Source organism: Microbulbifer maximicatervae (SeqCode), from assembly GCF_052467955.1.
In genome coordinates this window covers 2,695,073-2,711,349 of record NZ_CP174329.1, presented here as the reverse complement: position 1 = coordinate 2,711,349, position 16,277 = coordinate 2,695,073, and the positions used below count along the sequence as shown (strand labels likewise).

General features: G+C 49.1%; 16 protein-coding genes and 1 riboswitch. Of the genes, 4 read left to right on the top strand and 12 right to left on the bottom strand.

Going from position 1 to position 16,277, the window contains the following annotated elements; genetic code table 11:
- The first annotated feature begins 36 nt into the window (after positions 1–36).
- From ACJJI5_RS11680 to ACJJI5_RS11665, 4 genes are all read left to right on the top strand, one after another.
- Entirely contained in the window at positions 37–1,005 is a 969-nt protein-coding gene (locus ACJJI5_RS11680) for an LLM class oxidoreductase (protein WP_445354077.1), read from the top strand.
- 3 nt (positions 1,006–1,008) lie between these two features.
- Positions 1,009–1,827, top strand: coding sequence for an SDR family NAD(P)-dependent oxidoreductase (locus ACJJI5_RS11675; RefSeq protein ID WP_445354076.1), 819 nt, complete (start codon positions 1,009–1,011; stop codon positions 1,825–1,827).
- Between the two features lie 33 nt (positions 1,828–1,860).
- Positions 1,861–2,706, top strand: coding sequence for an enoyl-CoA hydratase/isomerase family protein (locus tag ACJJI5_RS11670; RefSeq protein ID WP_445354075.1), 846 nt, complete (start codon positions 1,861–1,863; stop codon positions 2,704–2,706).
- Between the two features lie 101 nt (positions 2,707–2,807).
- A complete protein-coding gene (locus tag ACJJI5_RS11665) occupies positions 2,808–3,806 on the top strand; it encodes a zinc-dependent alcohol dehydrogenase family protein (protein ID WP_445354074.1) in 999 nt (332 codons plus the stop codon).
- 160 nt (positions 3,807–3,966) lie between these two features.
- On the opposite strand, the gene ACJJI5_RS11660 is transcribed toward ACJJI5_RS11665, so the two are convergent.
- The 12 genes from ACJJI5_RS11660 to ACJJI5_RS11605 all read right to left on the bottom strand — a co-directional run bounded on the left by ACJJI5_RS11660 (position 3,967) and on the right by ACJJI5_RS11605 (position 16,273).
- Positions 3,967–4,422: a hypothetical protein gene (locus ACJJI5_RS11660; protein ID WP_445354073.1), complete on the bottom strand. Its 456-nt coding sequence runs from the start codon at positions 4,420–4,422 to the stop codon at positions 3,967–3,969.
- An 89-nt stretch (positions 4,423–4,511) separates the two neighbouring features.
- The gene (locus tag ACJJI5_RS11655) at positions 4,512–5,405 is read right to left on the bottom strand and encodes a cobalamin-binding protein (protein WP_445354072.1); all 894 of its coding nucleotides are present in this window, start codon (positions 5,403–5,405) and stop codon (positions 4,512–4,514) included.
- 30 nt (positions 5,406–5,435) lie between these two features.
- Positions 5,436–6,269, bottom strand: coding sequence for an adenosylcobinamide-GDP ribazoletransferase (cobS, locus tag ACJJI5_RS11650; protein ID WP_445354071.1), 834 nt, complete (start codon positions 6,267–6,269; stop codon positions 5,436–5,438).
- Entirely contained in the window at positions 6,253–6,858 is a 606-nt protein-coding gene (locus tag ACJJI5_RS11645; protein WP_445354070.1) for a histidine phosphatase family protein, read from the bottom strand. Before ACJJI5_RS11645 ends, cobS begins: the two co-directional genes overlap by 17 nt.
- Positions 6,848–7,894, bottom strand: a complete 1,047-nt coding sequence (gene cobT / locus ACJJI5_RS11640) for a nicotinate-nucleotide--dimethylbenzimidazole phosphoribosyltransferase (RefSeq protein WP_445354069.1) — start codon at positions 7,892–7,894, stop codon at positions 6,848–6,850. The genes ACJJI5_RS11645 and cobT overlap by 11 nt, the downstream gene beginning before the upstream one ends.
- A 20-nt stretch (positions 7,895–7,914) precedes the next feature.
- A complete protein-coding gene (gene cobU / locus ACJJI5_RS11635; protein ID WP_445354068.1) occupies positions 7,915–8,463 on the bottom strand; it encodes a bifunctional adenosylcobinamide kinase/adenosylcobinamide-phosphate guanylyltransferase in 549 nt (182 codons plus the stop codon).
- Positions 8,456–9,238, bottom strand: coding sequence for a heme ABC transporter ATP-binding protein (locus ACJJI5_RS11630; RefSeq protein WP_445354067.1), 783 nt, complete (start codon positions 9,236–9,238; stop codon positions 8,456–8,458). Before ACJJI5_RS11630 ends, cobU begins: the two co-directional genes overlap by 8 nt.
- Complete coding sequence (locus ACJJI5_RS11625) at positions 9,238–10,260, bottom strand: FecCD family ABC transporter permease (protein ID WP_445354066.1); 1,023 nt, start codon at positions 10,258–10,260, stop codon at positions 9,238–9,240. The genes ACJJI5_RS11630 and ACJJI5_RS11625 overlap by 1 nt, the downstream gene beginning before the upstream one ends.
- Positions 10,257–11,765: a cobyric acid synthase gene (locus ACJJI5_RS11620; protein ID WP_445354065.1), complete on the bottom strand. Its 1,509-nt coding sequence runs from the start codon at positions 11,763–11,765 to the stop codon at positions 10,257–10,259. Before ACJJI5_RS11620 ends, ACJJI5_RS11625 begins: the two co-directional genes overlap by 4 nt.
- Positions 11,766–11,777: 12 nt before the next feature.
- Positions 11,778–12,392, bottom strand: a complete 615-nt coding sequence (gene cobO, locus ACJJI5_RS11615; protein ID WP_445354064.1) for a cob(I)yrinic acid a,c-diamide adenosyltransferase — start codon at positions 12,390–12,392, stop codon at positions 11,778–11,780.
- Positions 12,393–12,429: 37 nt separating this feature from the next.
- Positions 12,430–14,286: a TonB-dependent receptor plug domain-containing protein gene (locus ACJJI5_RS11610; RefSeq protein ID WP_445354063.1), complete on the bottom strand. Its 1,857-nt coding sequence runs from the start codon at positions 14,284–14,286 to the stop codon at positions 12,430–12,432.
- A gap of 103 nt (positions 14,287–14,389) precedes the next feature.
- Positions 14,390–14,537: riboswitch (cobalamin riboswitch) on the bottom strand.
- Positions 14,538–14,851: 314 nt separating this feature from the next.
- Positions 14,852–16,273: a sodium:solute symporter family transporter gene (locus ACJJI5_RS11605; protein WP_445354062.1), complete on the bottom strand. Its 1,422-nt coding sequence runs from the start codon at positions 16,271–16,273 to the stop codon at positions 14,852–14,854.
- Positions 16,274–16,277 lie beyond the last annotated feature (4 nt).

The window sequence follows — 16,277 nt, the reverse complement described above, 5'->3', positions numbered from 1 at the left end:
ATTCTCTCCTATCAGAGAAGCATAGGAGTTACCACGGTGCACTCTAAATACAAAGATCAGGGCTGCGGTTTTGCCAGTATCAACGCGGGTTACAACGCCCTGTTTAAGCCAGGTAAGCTCTCGGTGGGACTTGTGGTGCCCATAGAGAATTACGCAACGAACCCAGTTCCAACGATGCTTGATCATGTTGAACGAGTCCAACTTGCGGAAGAATTGGGATTTAGCGCGATTTGGCTTAGAGATGTCCCCTTCAATGTGCCTTCTTTTGGCGATGCGGGTCAAACTTTTGACCCATTCGTCTACCTTGGGCTGCTCTCAGGCCAGACATCGAAAATTACCCTCGGTGTAGCCAGCATCATTTTGCCCTTACGCCACCCAGCGCATATCGCAAAAGCTGCAGCCTCTGTTGATCAAATCTCAGGCGGACGCTTAATTCTAGGGATCGCCAGTGGCGATCGTCTGGAAGAATATCCTGCGATGAATGTTTCGTATCAGGAGCGAGGGAAACTGTTCCGGGAGAGCTATAAATATATTCGCCGTGTAGCAGAGCCCTACCCCCAACTTCAGAGTTGCTTTGGAGCAATTTCTGGCGATCTGGACATATTGCCCAAGCCGAGAGAAACAAGCCTGCCTTTACTGATAACAGGCTCGTCTCAGCAATCCTCAGGCTGGCTAGGTGACAACGGAGATGGCTGGATCACCTATCCTCGTTCACATACCATACAAGAGCAATTTATTAGGCAGTTGCGAAATAACTCGACTATTAACAAGCCGATTATGGAGCCTCTCTATATTGATATAAGCGATACCCCGGATGCTTTACCGCACCCCATACACTTGGGATACCGACTGGGCATTAATCAATTATGCAAATATCTAAAGTCACGAGAAGAGATCGGTGTTAACCACGTTGCCCTGAACCTCCGATTTAACCAGGCAGATATTAAAGAAACTCTTAAAGCAATTTCGGAAGTCATTCTCCCACATTTTAGTGTAAAGGAATAACAAATGCAGAAGACTATTTTATTGACAGGCGGTACAGATGGCATCGGCTTGGAGACTGCAAAATTACTGGCAGCAAAGGGGCAAACTTTGCTCTTACATGGTCGTAGTGATGCAAAACTAGCGAATGCGAAAGAAGTGATAAAGCAAAACTCTCCGGAAGTTCATATAAATACATTCCGAGCAGATTTATCCAATATATCTGAGGTGCTAGCACTAGCTTCAAAGGTGAAAGATCAATATTCAAGTATTGATGTTCTTATCAATAATGCCGGCGTATTTAAAGTACAAAACCCAATAACCGACACGGGTTACGATGTTCGTTTTATCGTAAATGCTATTGCCCCCTACTTGTTAACGACACAGCTATTGCCGCTGTTTAGCGCCAATGGCCGCATTATTAATCTATCCTCTGCAGCGCAAGCAACTGTAAACATCGAAGCGCTCAAAGGTCACCAACAACTATCCGACAGCGACGCTTATGCCCAAAGTAAATTGGCTCTCACCATGTGGACCTTTCAACTAGCCCGCTCACTTGGCGACAAGGCCCCGCAATTTATCGCAATCAATCCCGCCTCATTTCTGGGTAGCAAAATGGTGAAAGATGCTTACGGAACTCAAGGAAAAGACTTAAGTATCGGCGCCAATATATTGGTACGGGCGGCACTCGATGATGAGTTCTCAAACGCTAGCGGTAAATACTTTGACAATGACATAGGCAACTGGTCCCAGCCACACCCAGACGCGCTAGATGAGAAAAAGAGAAAGGTACTTATTGAAGAAATTGAGAACACTCTCGACAAACTCAGCATTAAAAATACCTAAGACGTTAACGCAATCAATTAAAAGGAATTCACCATGAAATATGAAGGTTTTACCACATTCTCGGCGAAGCAAGATGACGGAATCCTAACTGTGACATTTGACTTTGGTCCCGTGAATGTCCAAGGGCAGGAAATGCTGGCCGACTTAAACAGCCTGGCAATGCGCCTGGAACGGGATCGAGAAACCAAAGTCGTTGTGTTTCAGTCGGCAAATCCGGAAGTTTGGGTATGTCATTACGATACTGAGTTACTGAAAGATATGTCTGACGAAGCTGTATCTCGCGAAGAAGCCCAACTGTTGGATTTACAGGCTATCTGTGAACGCATCAGTAAGGTGCCCCAAGCAACGATCGCCAAACTAGAAGGCTTCGCCAGAGGTGGTGGCCATGAACTGGCCTTGGCACTCGATATGCGTTTCGCAGCCCGAGGAAAATATAAATTCATGCAAATGGAAGTGGGTATGGGAATCCTCCCCTGTGGGGGAGGCGCATCAAGGATGGCTCGGCAGACAGGACTGGGTAAAGCGCTGGAGATTATTCTCAGCGCCCGTGATTTCGATGCTGACGAAGCGGAAAGCCTCGGCACAATCAACAAAGCACTAGAGCCAGATGAAATTGGCGAGTATGTCGATAGCCTAGCGAAGAGAATTGCTCAATTTCCAGCGGAATCAATCAATGCCTGTAAGCAGGCGGTCTATGAGTCAATCGATAAACCTATCGGTGAAGCGCTAAAAGCGGAGGCCTATTGGCTGTATCAAGCAACCAGTAAGACACCTGCCCTAAAACGCTTCTCTATCGCAGATGAACAAGGGTTGGAACACGATATTGAAAATCAGCGGAACTGGAACCAACTGGTTATGGATGTACAAAAAATAAACTAGCAGTAACGATCGGGCATCGGACGATTTACAGCCTGCGGTGCCCTACTTACTTCTGACCTTAGATAAAACTCTATAGAGAGTACATTTTTTGGGAGTTCAAGATGAGAGCAATGATCGTAAATAGCTTTGGCGGCCCGGACGTATTTGAAGCTGCTGAAGTACCCAAGCCGACTACCAAAGCTGGCCATGTGCTGATTAAAATATCAGCAACCAGCGTCAATACCGTAGATACCATGATTCGCCAAATGGGACCTGCATTACCCCTTTCACCTAAAGCCCCGGCGATATTGGGTATGGATTTCGCTGGTGTTGTTGAAGAGATTGGCGAAGGTGTAACCGATTATCAAGTGGGCGATGAAGTCTATGGCTGCGCAGGTGGACTGGCTGACTTGCCGGGAACATTAGCCGAATATATTGTTGCAGACGCGAACTTAATTGCCCTGAAACCCGAGAACCTGACCATGCGGGAAGCAGCAGCTTTGCCCTTAGTAGGCATAACCGCCTACGAAGGGTTACAGCGTGCGGGGGTTAAGCCTGGACAAAGTGTTCTTGTCCACGGTGGCTCGGGCGGTGTGGGTCATATAGCTGTACAACTGGCTCGTCACTTTGGTGCTGATGTTTACTCAACAGGTTCCGGAGATCCTCAACTGGCAATGATTGAAAAACTGGGGGCAACGCCTATTAACTACCGGACTGAATCGGTTGAGTCATATGTACTGAAGTACACCAACGGAGCAGGCTTCGATATAGTATTCGACTCAGTTGGTGGTGCAAATATAACGAACTCTTTTGAGGCAGCAAAACTCAACGGCCAAGTAGCTACTACCGTTTCCATGGTAGAACTTGACCTGACGTCTGCTCACTTTAAAGGCTTGTCTTTGCATGTCATTTTTATGTTAATTCCAATGCTACACAATTATCACCGTGAGGAACACGGACATATTTTAAAAGCACTAAAAGCCATTACTGAAGCAGGCGATCTCAAACCTGTGCTTGATGAAACTTCTTATAGTTTGCCTGATATTGGCAAGGCCCATGAACGGCTGGCAAGTGGGCAAGCTATGGGGAAAGTTGTTGTGGATATTGAATCAGGAAGCTGACTAATAGGGATCCCAGTTCGCAAATTTCTATTATTGATGGGATAACCCTAAAAATATGGTTGTTCAAGCCTGACATGATAGCCTTCGATTACTCGAAGGCTATCACTTTAAGTCTGACTTTTTAATCAGCTCACACCAACTTGTTATTCTTTGATATAGACTATTTTAGAATAGATCTCTTAGCACATCTAATTGAAACTAAAAGCATAGCGACAGCTCCAGCAAATGTGGTGGCAACCATTGATAACTCTAGAGCCGTCAATATTAAAGAGGTTATACTTATCGATAACAGCTTTAAATTTTTGATATGAAATTGAAGATAATCTTGCCTCAGAAGATCTTCAATTAAAAACAACATGAGAGCCGCCAAACCAAAAGCAATTACTATAAATTCAAAGCTTCCTGTCGACACCCCTCGATAAAACGATATATAACATAACAAACCAGTGCCTGGGATAGCTGCAACACTTTGCATTGTATAATAGTCTGCGGAAGCCAGCCTCCAGAAGGTTGACCACTGACTACTTTTATCCTGTTCAAGTATGGTTAGTTTAATCGCCAAATATGGGACTGCAAGCAGCCCTCCGACAAAGAGAATAACAAAAAATATTCCCATAAAAATATCTAGCCAGCAAATTCAATTTCGATAGTTGATCTACAAAATAATACGCTGCGACTGAGTCTTCCTGCTGATAAGCAGAAAAACTAACCGCTTCTTCTCACCCGATTCAAATCATCACAAACCATCTCCATACCATCCAGCACCCGAAAAGTATGTCGCTGGATGATATCCGGTGGTACATGAAACAGGTTTCCCTCTTTAACTGCATTAATTCTTGGGTATGCTTCCCAGGCATCCAACCAATCTGGCCGCTCTTCTCCCATGCCGCTGGCGATAATTACTCTCGGGTCTCTATCGAGTACAGACTCAATACTAATCTTCGGTGCTAATACCAATGCACCGGCAAATATATTACGGCCGCCACAGGTTTCAATAACATCGCTAATCAGGTGGTCGCCATTAAGTGTTTGCAGTGGCTCATTCCAAACTTGATAAAAAACACTGACCGGATCCAGATCCTTATGGCTGAGCTGTATTTGATTCAGTCGCTCAAGCCACTCTCCGGCAGATTTATCTGCATAGTCACTTGTGCCTGCAAGTGTACCGAAGCGCTTTACATTCACAGCGATATCTTCAAGAGTGTGAGATTCAGATACGAAAACTGTAAAACCGAGATCCTCCAGTTTATTGATCATCTGATCGCCATTTCCCGATCCCCAGGCAACAATCAAGTCGGGATTTAGCAATAGTAAACTTTCATAATTTACCGCCTTATAGTTACCTATCTCCGGTAATTGCTTAGCCTGCTCGGGGTAGTCACTGTAGCTTACTGCAGCAATTAGCTTATCCCCGGCCCCGGCACTGTAAAAGTTCTCCACGATATTTGGCGCTAGCGCAACAATACGCTCTGCGGGTGCAGGCAGTTCAACCCATTGGCCACGGGCATCTTTTACCCGCACGGAATCATCCGCCCAAGTATTACTAACCAATAACAGATTCAAGGCTAAAACAACACGGACAATACTGCTTCGAGACATCTCTTTAACTCGACTATAACTAAGGAGCTTCTAAACAGCCCCGTAATTCACATTGGCAACCACTGCCACCCATAATATCAATATCGACAATTCACTTATCTCGACCAAACCGCCCAAACAATCGCCGGTATAACCACCAATAGCCTTATCCCACAGGCGACGCCAGAATAAGACCAGGGCAATCAAACTACAGACGATGCCTATGGCAATGGGAGTTGGCGCCGCTAAACATCCAATAGCAACTACGATTGCAACTACCGGCAATAGGTCCCATCGGCGCTCGGAGCCAGCGGGCGGTACATGGCCTTCAACACGTGCGTATTGTGAAACTCCTATTAAAGCCAGGGCCGCAGCCCTGGCTAACATAGGTGAGAGCACTAACGGCAGATAGACCCAAGCATCTTTTGTTACCGGGTTTATTAGCTCTAGCAGGGTTGCTATTGCAGCAAACTTTATCAGTAGGAAAACAACAACAGCTGCTACCGCAATAGAGCCGCAGTGGGGATCGTGCATTACTCTCAGAATATGCTGACGTTGTTCTTCAGGATCGGCACACTTATGTCCAGCAAAGTAGGCATCAGTACAGTCAGCAAGGCCGTCGAGGTGTAGTGCACCTGTCAGGACCACCCAGAAACCTAATAGTATTGCGGCTTGTAACTGAGTACCTAAAGGAGTCAGAAGGTAGGCGGCCCCGGATAACAGTACACCAATCACCACTCCAACCAGGGGATAAAAATATATCGACCGCTTCACCGTTTCCTTGTCCACCTCCCGCAGCAAGCCCGCCACCGGCAGCCGGGTAAGAAATACCAGCGCATACAGAAATGCTTGGGATAGGTTGTACAACTTACGGGCAATAAACATAAGCTGACTGCTCAGGGTAGGAAACGGTAAAGGTCTTATTGTCCGAGTCGTATCTCAGCGATGCGGCAAACCCGTAGTTAACTTGCAGTGAAATCATTTTCACTGGGAGCCAGTTATTCGCATACGCGAGCAACAACTTGATAACACCACCGTGAGTAACCAGTAGCAGGGACTCTCCCGAGTATTGCTGGGCTAGATTATCAACAGCTTGAAGAACTCTGGATCGAAATACGGGAAAGGGCTCACCTCCCGGCGGTGCGTGCTTTTCCGGGTCACGCCCCCAGGCTTCACACAGTGCTCGTTGCTCAGTCCAGATCTTATCGACTGACTGCCCCTCCCAGTCCCCGAAACCAATTTCCCGGATATCAGGAACTTCAGTAATCGGCAGTTTTTTCTCTCGGGCAAGCTGAGCAGCAAAGCGTTGGCAGCGTTGTAAGGGTGAAGTAACAATCCGGTCCCAGGAGTCATCGAGCTCGGCAAGCCCTCGCAACATCTGCTCCCTACCCTCACTGGTTAGGGGCACATCGACCTGCCCGCGAAAAATATTTCCACCTTCGCAGGCACCGTGTCGTAAAAGATCAATCTGCAACTGGCACTCCTGCCTCACTGAAAGTGAACATTTTGTTATGCAGGTTCAGCGCTTGCTTGATAATACTTATGGCCAACACTGCACCTGTGCCTTCGCCAAGGCGCATATTGAAGCTCAGCAATGGCTTCACCCCCAGGCACTCGAGGGCCAGTTTGTGACCAGACTCGTCAGAGAGATGGGCGTAGAGCAACCAGGGTTTCACTGACGGATTAATAGCACCGGCAATAGCTGCCGCAGCAGTCGCCATAAAACCATCAACCAATACAGGGACACCTCGCTGGGCACTGGCGACAAACGCTCCCGTTAAGGCTGCAATCTCAAAGCCACCAAAAGTTTGCAGAATAGCAAGTGGCGAGCCCTGCGCTGCCCGGTGCTGCTCCAAAGCAAACTCGATCAGTTCCACCTTGCGGGCGAGCACTGCATCGTCGATACCTGTTCCTCGCCCCGTAATGCTGCCAACCTCTAGCTCAAAAAGGGCGGCAAACATGGCAGCGGCGGAAGTGGTATTGCCAATACCCATATCTCCGCCAATAAAACAATCTGCATCGGTAGACTGGCGGCGACCGGCATCAAGAGCAAGAGCCAGCTGCGCTTGGGTCATAGCGGGATTACCTTGGGAGAAGTCCGCAGTAGAGGGAGCTATAACTTCATCAATCAGGTCGGGGTGTTCAGCGGGGACCACACAACCCAGATTAATTGCGGCAAAGTCAGCATTCTGCTCGCGGCTCAACACATTAATAGCCGCCCCACCCTCGCAAAATAGTTTCAGCATTACAGAAGTGACGGCCTGAGGAAATCGGGAAGTTCCCTGGACTGCAATACCGTGATCAGCACCGAATACGCGCACCGACAATTTATCCAGTTGGGGTTGCTCCCTGCCCTGGAATCCGGCGAAATCTACGGCAATACTCTCGAGCCGACCGAGTGCGCCTTGCGGCTTAATCAATTGCTTCTGGCGGGCAATCGCGGCATTGCGAGCACTCTGGTCCGGGGTTGGTGCAGGCTTATCGAGCCAACTGAGTTCATCTGTCATCATTATCAGTCTCAGAGGCTCCTCTACTTTACAGTGAGCGGCAAACCTGCAATTGCCAAAGTGACGCTATCAGCTCGCTCGGCTAATGCCTGATGAAGCCAACCTGCCGCATCCACAAATTCCCGCGATAACTGCCCAAGGGGCACAATACCCGAACCGACTTCATTACTGACAAAAATCCAAGCTGGGGTATTACCGTTAGCGAGAGTACGCTTCTGATCGATACATTGCAGAAGCGCCTCTTGCTCACACTCCCAGACGCCCTGATGAAGACAGTTGCTCAACCACAAAGTGAGGCAGTCCACCAGTACACAGTGGGACTCAGGAGCGGTAACCAGAGCCTCTGCCAGTGCAATAGGTTCTTCCAGGGTCTGCCAGCGATGATCCCGGTCTTCCTGATGTCGAGCAATACGGGTAGACATTTCTTGATCGCCCGCCGTAGCCGTTGCCAGGTAGATAAGTCCACCATCGCTACTGCTGTTTAGCCACTGCTCCGCGCGCTGTTGCGCGAGCCGGCTTTTTCCACTGCGTGCGCCTCCTAGTATCAGATGCACACCACTGGCACTAGACATCGGCAATCACCAGAGATTTACCGGTTACCGGGTGCGGCATCACCGTGACACTGTAGCCGTAAAGCTGCTGCATATTCTCCGCAGTCAATACATCCTCTGGATTTCCGTAGGCCATACTTTGCCCCTGCTTTAAGGCAAGGATTCTGTCGCTATAGCCGCTGGCATGGGCCAGATCATGGACCGTCATTACCACAGCTACGCCACTTCGCGCGAAATCTCTTACCGCTCTCATCATTCCATATTGGTGCGCAATATCCAGGCTGGCAGCGGGCTCATCTAATAAGAGGAGCCGCTCTCCCCCATCCTCTGCACGCCAAATCTGGGCCATCACCCGAGCCAGCTGCAATCGCTGCTGCTCGCCGCCGGATAATGTTGGGTACAGGCGCTCAGACAAATGACTAACATCCAGCGCAGCCATGGCTTCCAGGCAGATTTCTCGGTCCCGGTCAGTACCGGTGGAATGCGGAGTTCGACTGAGGGCGACCAGTTCCAGCCCAGTAAAGGCAAATGTCAGCGGGTTATTTTGCGGCAGGACGGCAACTTGCCTGGCTCGATTGCGGGCGGACAACTTTGAAAAAGAGTTACCTTTAAAGTGGACCTGCCCAGAATCCATCCTGACTTCACCGCAAAGGGCACGCAGCAGGGTCGACTTCCCCGCGCCATTGGGGCCAATCACACAAACCAGCTCGCCGACATCTACCTCCAGGTTGATATCTTGCAACAGCGGCCGATTATCGACACTAACCGTAACTCCCTCCACCTGCAGCAGAGCCATTAAATTGCCCCCCTGCTTTTACGTAACAAGGAAACAAAGAAAGGCACCCCAATCAGTGCGGTGATCAGCCCTACCGGGATCTCCACCGGGGCAATAATGGTTCGCGCCAGGGTATCGGAAACTAGTAATAAACTGGCTCCAGCCAGGGCAGAAAGCGGCAGCAGCTGCCGGTGATCAGGCCCTACCCACAAACGCACTATATGGGGCACTACCAGCCCCACAAAAGCAATACTGCCGGCTACAGCAACCGAAGTGCCCACTCCCGCCGCAACGAGCACTATCAAACGGGTTTTTACCCGCTCCACATCAATACCGAGATGGCGCGCCTGGGATTCTCCCAATAAAAGAACATTTAGTGAGGTGCCGAAGCGGGACATACTGGCAAGCAAAGCGCCCAGCACGGCCAAAACCAGAAAAGCGCGAGGATAGCTCGCTGCATCCAGCCCTCCCATAAGCCACAGGCTCATACGGCGCAGGGTGTCATTATCAGCAAAGTACTCCATTAGCCCGATCAGGCTTGCGGAAAAAGCGGTAACGGCAATCCCCATTAGCAACATGGTGGCCACGGAAGTGCCATTAATACTTTTCGCCACTTTGTAGACCAGTGTCACCGCTAAAAGGCCGCTGAAAAAAGCAGCTATGGATACAACGGGCAAACTCCCAAACGCAGCGGCAACCTCCGCTCCTAGCAGGATGGCCAAACAAGCACCGAGAGAAGCCCCTGCGGTAACACCAATCAGGGATGGGTCAGCTAGAGGGTTTCGAAATAAGCCTTGCAACATTGCCCCGCAGATGGCGAGCACAGCACCCACTCCAGCCGCCAACAGCGCCCTTGGCAATCGTATTGCCTGAACAATATCCCCAGCGAGTCCACCATCGCCCTGGCCACTGATCGCGGCAAATAGTTGTGAGGGTGAGAGATACACTGCACCTATAGCAACGGCAGCAGAAAAACTAAGGGCAAGTGCTGTGGGCAGTAACCACCAGGCAATATTTAATGCTTTGATACGGGTAACAGTCACTGGGTATCCTCTTGCAGCGCTGCCGTCTCCCTGGTTCCCTCAAATTGCTCGAGCCAGTTTCCCTGGATATTCTCGGCAATAGTCTCAGCCAGCCTGTCCAATTGTTGCTGCCGCTGTTCACCCACATCCAACGGCGTAGAGTCTTTCAACCCACCCCAGGCAAAAAGTGCGCTCAGCGCTTCGGGTGAATCGAACAGCCCATGCACGTAGGTCGCGAATATCTGTCCATCAGCACTTATTGCACCATCAGGCCTGGAATTTCCGTCTTTATCACAGATATATACCGCCGGAGTTTGCAGAGCTACACCTTCTGTTATACCACAGTGGATTTCATAGCCCTGAACAGGAGTAGCTTCTTTTACTTCATTTTCCAAAGCTAAAAAGCCGGTAATATTTTTCAGTGCTTTGACTGGTTGCAATCGAGTTGTGAAATCCAGATAACCCAAGCCCGGTTCGTTGCCCAGGGTATCCTCTACCCCATCCGGGTCCTGTACCTCGCTCCCCAGCATTTGCAAACCACCGCAAATACCCACTAGTTTGCCGCCATAGCGCAGATGCCGATCCAACTGTGCAGGCCAATCGTTTTCTTTTAAGTAAGCCAAGTCTGCCCGCACATTTTTACTGCCGGGAAGAATAATCCAGTCGCACTGTGGGACTGGTTCACGGACACTGACAAATTGCAGATCGATATCCGGATGCAACCTCAGCGCATCAAAATCTGTATGATTGCTTATGCGCGGCAATACCGGCACTACCACTTTCAATCGAGCATCAGCACCGCTCTGTTGGGTGCTAATGGCATCCTCCGCGTCAAGGTAGAGGTCATGGAGATAAGGTAAGACTCCGAGAACTGGCTTGCCGGTATATTCCTCTAACCAATCGAGCCCCGGTTGAAGTAATTGCAGATCGCCACGAAAGCGGTTGATCACAAAACCGACGACACGCTCTCGCTCTGAGGAAGACAGCAATTCGAGGGTGCCTACCAAGTGGGCGAACACACCTCCGCGGTCGATATCGGCAATCAGTATAACCGGGCAATCAACGGCCTCGGCAAAGCCCATATTGGCAATATCGTTTTCACGCAGATTAATTTCTGCCGGGCTACCTGCCCCTTCAACTAACACCAGCTCATATTGATCATCGAGCCGTGCGAAGGAGTCCAGCACTGCATTTTGCGCGGTGGCTTTATAGTGGTGGTAATCCAGCGCCTGCATATTCCCCAGAACTTTACCCTGGATAATAACCTGAGCCCCGGTATCTGAAGCGGGCTTAAGTAACACCGGGTTCATATCGCTGTGGGGGGCGATCCCACAGGCCTGGGCCTGCAACGCTTGTGCCCGCCCTATCTCACCACCATCCACCGTAACAGCACTATTGAGTGCCATATTTTGCGGTTTAAAAGGTGCGACACTGACTCCGCGCTGGGAAAAATAACGAGCGAGCCCGGCCACCAAAGTACTCTTGCCGGCATCGGAAGTCGTGCCCTGAACCATCAACACGGACATAGTGAAAACAACCTAGTAATCTACGCCTTTGCGGGCTTTGATGCCCGCTTTAAAAGCATGCTTAACATCTTTCACTTCAGATACCGTATCCACTAGCTCCTGTAGCGCACTACCACCACCTCGACCAGTCACCACCAAACTCTGTTCCTGTGGCCGCTGGGCTAGAGTCTCCAATACTTTGGACTCATCCAGGTATTTGTAAGCGAGCATATAAGTGAGTTCGTCCAACACCACTAAGTCATAGGTGGTATCGGTGAGCATTTTTTCTGCCTCTGCCCAGGTTCTCTCTGCAGCAGCAATATCGCTGGTGCGATCCTGAGTATTCCAGGTAAAGCCGGTGCCCATTTGATAGAGAGTAACTTCCGGGCAATGGTTTTTAAGGAAAAGCTCTTCCCCAGATTGCTGTGCGCCTTTAATAAATTGCACCACACCCACTTTCTGCCCGTAACCCAGTGCGCGTATCACCATGCCGAAAGCTGAGCTCGACTTCCCTTTGCCATTTCCGGTGAGCAGGACAGCAACTCCACGCTGGATATCGGCTGCTGCAATGTTGGCATCAACCTTCTCCTTGTGTTTTTGCATTGCCTGCTTGTGCTTGGAATTTCGTTTCTGCTCGTCTTCCGACATGGCCACCTCAGTTCAAGAACCTATAAAAGAAAGTGCTTTAGAAGCTGAATTCCACACCAGCATAACCGGCGAGGCCCGCAGTGTTATAGCCAGTGACTTCCACATAATCTTCGTCGGTAAGGTTTTCACCGCGAACAAATACCGTCGTGGCGTTGTTCAGCTGATAACGGACACTGGCATCCAGCACTTGATAATCATCCAGCGAAGAGCCATCGCTATCTACCACATCCGCACTGGAACGCAGGTTCATAACAAGGCTCAAGTCACTAGTAGGCTTATAAGTGAAGCCGAGATTCGCCAAGTGCTTGGGACTGCGGGCTCGGGGAGAATCATCGGCTTCTTCAGCATCGGTGTAGGTGTAATTGGCAGAGAGCAATAGACTGTCAGTCAATTGCGCTTCGACAACAAACTCAGCGCCTTGGGACACGCTTTCTCCACTGCTTTGCAGGTAACCTGTGTAGTCGACCATATCGAATCCGATTTCATTCTCCATGACCTGTTTAAACAGTACGAACTCCAGGTAGAGAGAGTTTTCACCAAAGTATTCAACACCAAGATCCAGGCCTCGGCTCTCTTCCGGCTTAAGAGACGGCAACTCTAATGGAGTAAAAGTTAACCAGTCGAATGCGGTAGCGTTGTAGTCAACTTCATATAAGCTCGGGGCACGGAAGCCAGTGCCGTAACTACTTTTTATTTTTACCGTACCGTTGGCAACATCCTCAAATAAATAGGCTGAGCTGGCGCGGAAGCTGTTGTAGCTGCCAAAATCAGAGTTATTGTCATGGCGAAGGCCAAGGGTGATATAAGCCTGATCGGCATAGCTTCCCTGATATTCGGAATAAACTGCCCACTGATCCCGATCCAGGTCTCCCGAAGTATCTTCACGGTGCTCTACCCCGTAGACCATTCCATGTTCGCGACTAAACCCGTAGGAACCGGTGAAGTTCAACTTTTCGATATCACCTTCCGCTTCATAAAAGGGCACGCCTTCACTGATATAGGTACGCTGCAAATCAGAACGTGTATAAGCCAACTCCTGCTGACCATCTTCGCCTTTATGAGCTAAGCTGACACGAACACTTTCCTGGCTGAAATCAAAGTTACAATCATCCTGAGAGGGCCAGCCGCAGCGATCATACTCACCTGAAGCATCGGTATCCCGCGCCACAGCCTCAAGTCGCCACTGCTCAGAAATATTCCAACCTACACGGCCATGCAAGGTTTCATTATCGTAACCGTCGTCATCTCTCAATTCCGTGTCATAACTACTGGTATTAAAACCATCGGTTTCTGCCGCCGCTGCAGAAACAAAATAATCCAGTGCTTCATTGGCTCCGCTAGCGCTGGCATTGTAGCGTTCAGTATCGAAGCTACCGCCCTCAGCTGACACCTCAAAGCGCTGCCCTTCTCCCTCGCGACGAGTCGAGATATCCAGTACACCACCGGCATCGGCTCCGTAGAGCATACCTTGTGGACCGCGTAATAATTCCACGCGCTGCAAGTTGCTGCTCATAATATGTTCAATATGAGCCCCCGCCTGGGTACCGGTTGGGTCAGAAATGTCGATACCGTCTATCTGGACCAAGGTTCTGAAATCGGACTCTCCACGTACCCTTAAGGAGGTTGTCTTGCCCATACCCCCTGTATTGGTAACAGACACGGAAGGCACACTGCGCAAAACATCGGCAAGGGACACCAATCCCCGCTCTTTTAGCTGCTCTTCATCCAATACAGTTACTGAAGTAGCTACCTGGCGCAGCGGCTCGCCCTGACGGGAGCTCACAACAACCACGGTTTCCAGGCCTGGAATTGAAGATTCGGTAACAGTGGATTCAGCAAAAGACGGCGCGCTCACGGCTGACAGTACAGCCAGGCTCAATATAGATTTTTTCAAGTTTCAACCCCTAAGACAAAAGCACATGGGATCGAGGGAGGAATAGCAATGCGGCACGCCGAAGCGCGAAAGATCGTATTGCAAGATGGTAGCCCTCCGCTCCATCGTGTTTAGAAAAGAGGCCGGTATCGGGCTTACCACTCAGAATACAGGTGGATCACCGTTGCGGGGGCAGCGCCGGATTTCCGGACTTCCCGTTTAACCTTCTCAGCCAATTCAGGGCAGAAGGCACCTCTAATCGTGGTCGCGAAACTAGTGGAAAGGTACCGGAAAGTCAACCAAGGGCTTACAAAAAACGAACAGTAATTAGGGAAAAAATCTTTAACAAGACAGCTATACCTAAAGCGGGACTAGACAAGACACACGTTAACAAAAGCCACCCTAGATATCGACGCCTCCTAAAGACCGCAACACAATCAAGTGCAAACTTCCTTGTTACCATACCCTCCCTTTTAGCCAGTCTATAACCAGCAAAAGCAATAGGATAAATGGCGCCATAGATGTGGCGACAAATGCAATAACAATAATAAGTTGGAAATAACCAAGACTGATTATCATAGTTCCGTTAAGCGATTTTATCTCTCTCCTTCAGGCATACCCAATCAAACTTATTTTTATTTGACAGAACCCCAATCAAGCACACGATCAATGAAACTCCGGTTGAGACTAGTGCAGCCACGTAGAATCCAATTAAAAAATAGGCAGTAAATCCAATGGTGCTACCCAAAATCATCGCCATGCTGGCAGCCCAGCCAGGCAGTCGCATGTAATAAAGCCCAAATACAATAGGCCAAATGGTACTGGAAACGAATGCACTGATGAAGTTCAGAACTTCACCCAAAGTCGATATCCTAGGCAAGCAGACTATCCATGTAAAAAATCCAAGGGCCAATATAAATATTTTTTTAACAACAATTAACCCCCTATCATCCAGTTTTGAGTTAATCATTCCTGCATAAACATCTTTTGTTAGCAAATCACTTGTTGCAGCAAGCAAAGAGTCTAAGCTTGACGCAATTGCAGCAAAAACAACAACAAAAATTACTGCTGCACCGACCCCCCCCAAGATACTCGCAGCAATTAACGGTCCAACCATATCTGCTACAGGCGGGTAAACACCAATAAGCGGAGCGACCAGAGCAACAAACCCTGCTGTAATAGGAATGGGAAACCACAAAAAACCGGCAAGTAAGAAGGCCTTCTCCCCAACACCGCTTTTGAAAGAAAAGGCCCGAGACCACCAGACATTGGAGTGGAATATTTCACCGACCCCAAAAAAAAGACTATTAAAAAAGAACATAATAGCCGCCGGGAAAATTAAATTTAAGAGCTGCGGACTCAGATCTTCTAGGGCATAATAAATTGACTCCAAGCTCAACTTATCAATGCAGGCATAACCAACAATAATCAACCCAAGCAATATTACAACAGCCTGAATAAAGTCAGTAGCGATGATTGCCTTAAGCCCGCCCAGCATTGTGTAGAACACACAAATAACAAGAATCACTGTCACCCCTAGCGCGTACCCCAAATCGCTTAGAGCAGATAACAACACTCCGCCAGCCATACCTAAACTGACCATCCAACCTAATGCATAACAAATCGAAACTATAAGAAAAACGCCCCAGGCAAAACGTCCATACCGCAATCTGAAAAAGTCACCGCAGGTAAATCCACGAGGCATCAACCGCCGGATTCGCTTTGCCAGAGTGGCAAAAAGTATCAACCCTGTTGCCGCCATTGAATACCCTAACATCCCCCAAACCCCAAACTGATAGGTTAGTTGAGGAGCAACCAAAGTTGTATTACTGGTTATCCAGGTTGCGAGAGCCGTAGAAGAGGCCAAAGCAAAACCAACATTTCTCCCCGCCAACATATACTCTTCAAGTGATATGCTCTTCCTTCCAAGCCACCAACCCATCAGTATCCACCCTCCCCCAAGGATGATTAGAATTGTCAATGCTGTAGTTGTAGAAATTGCAGTCATACAC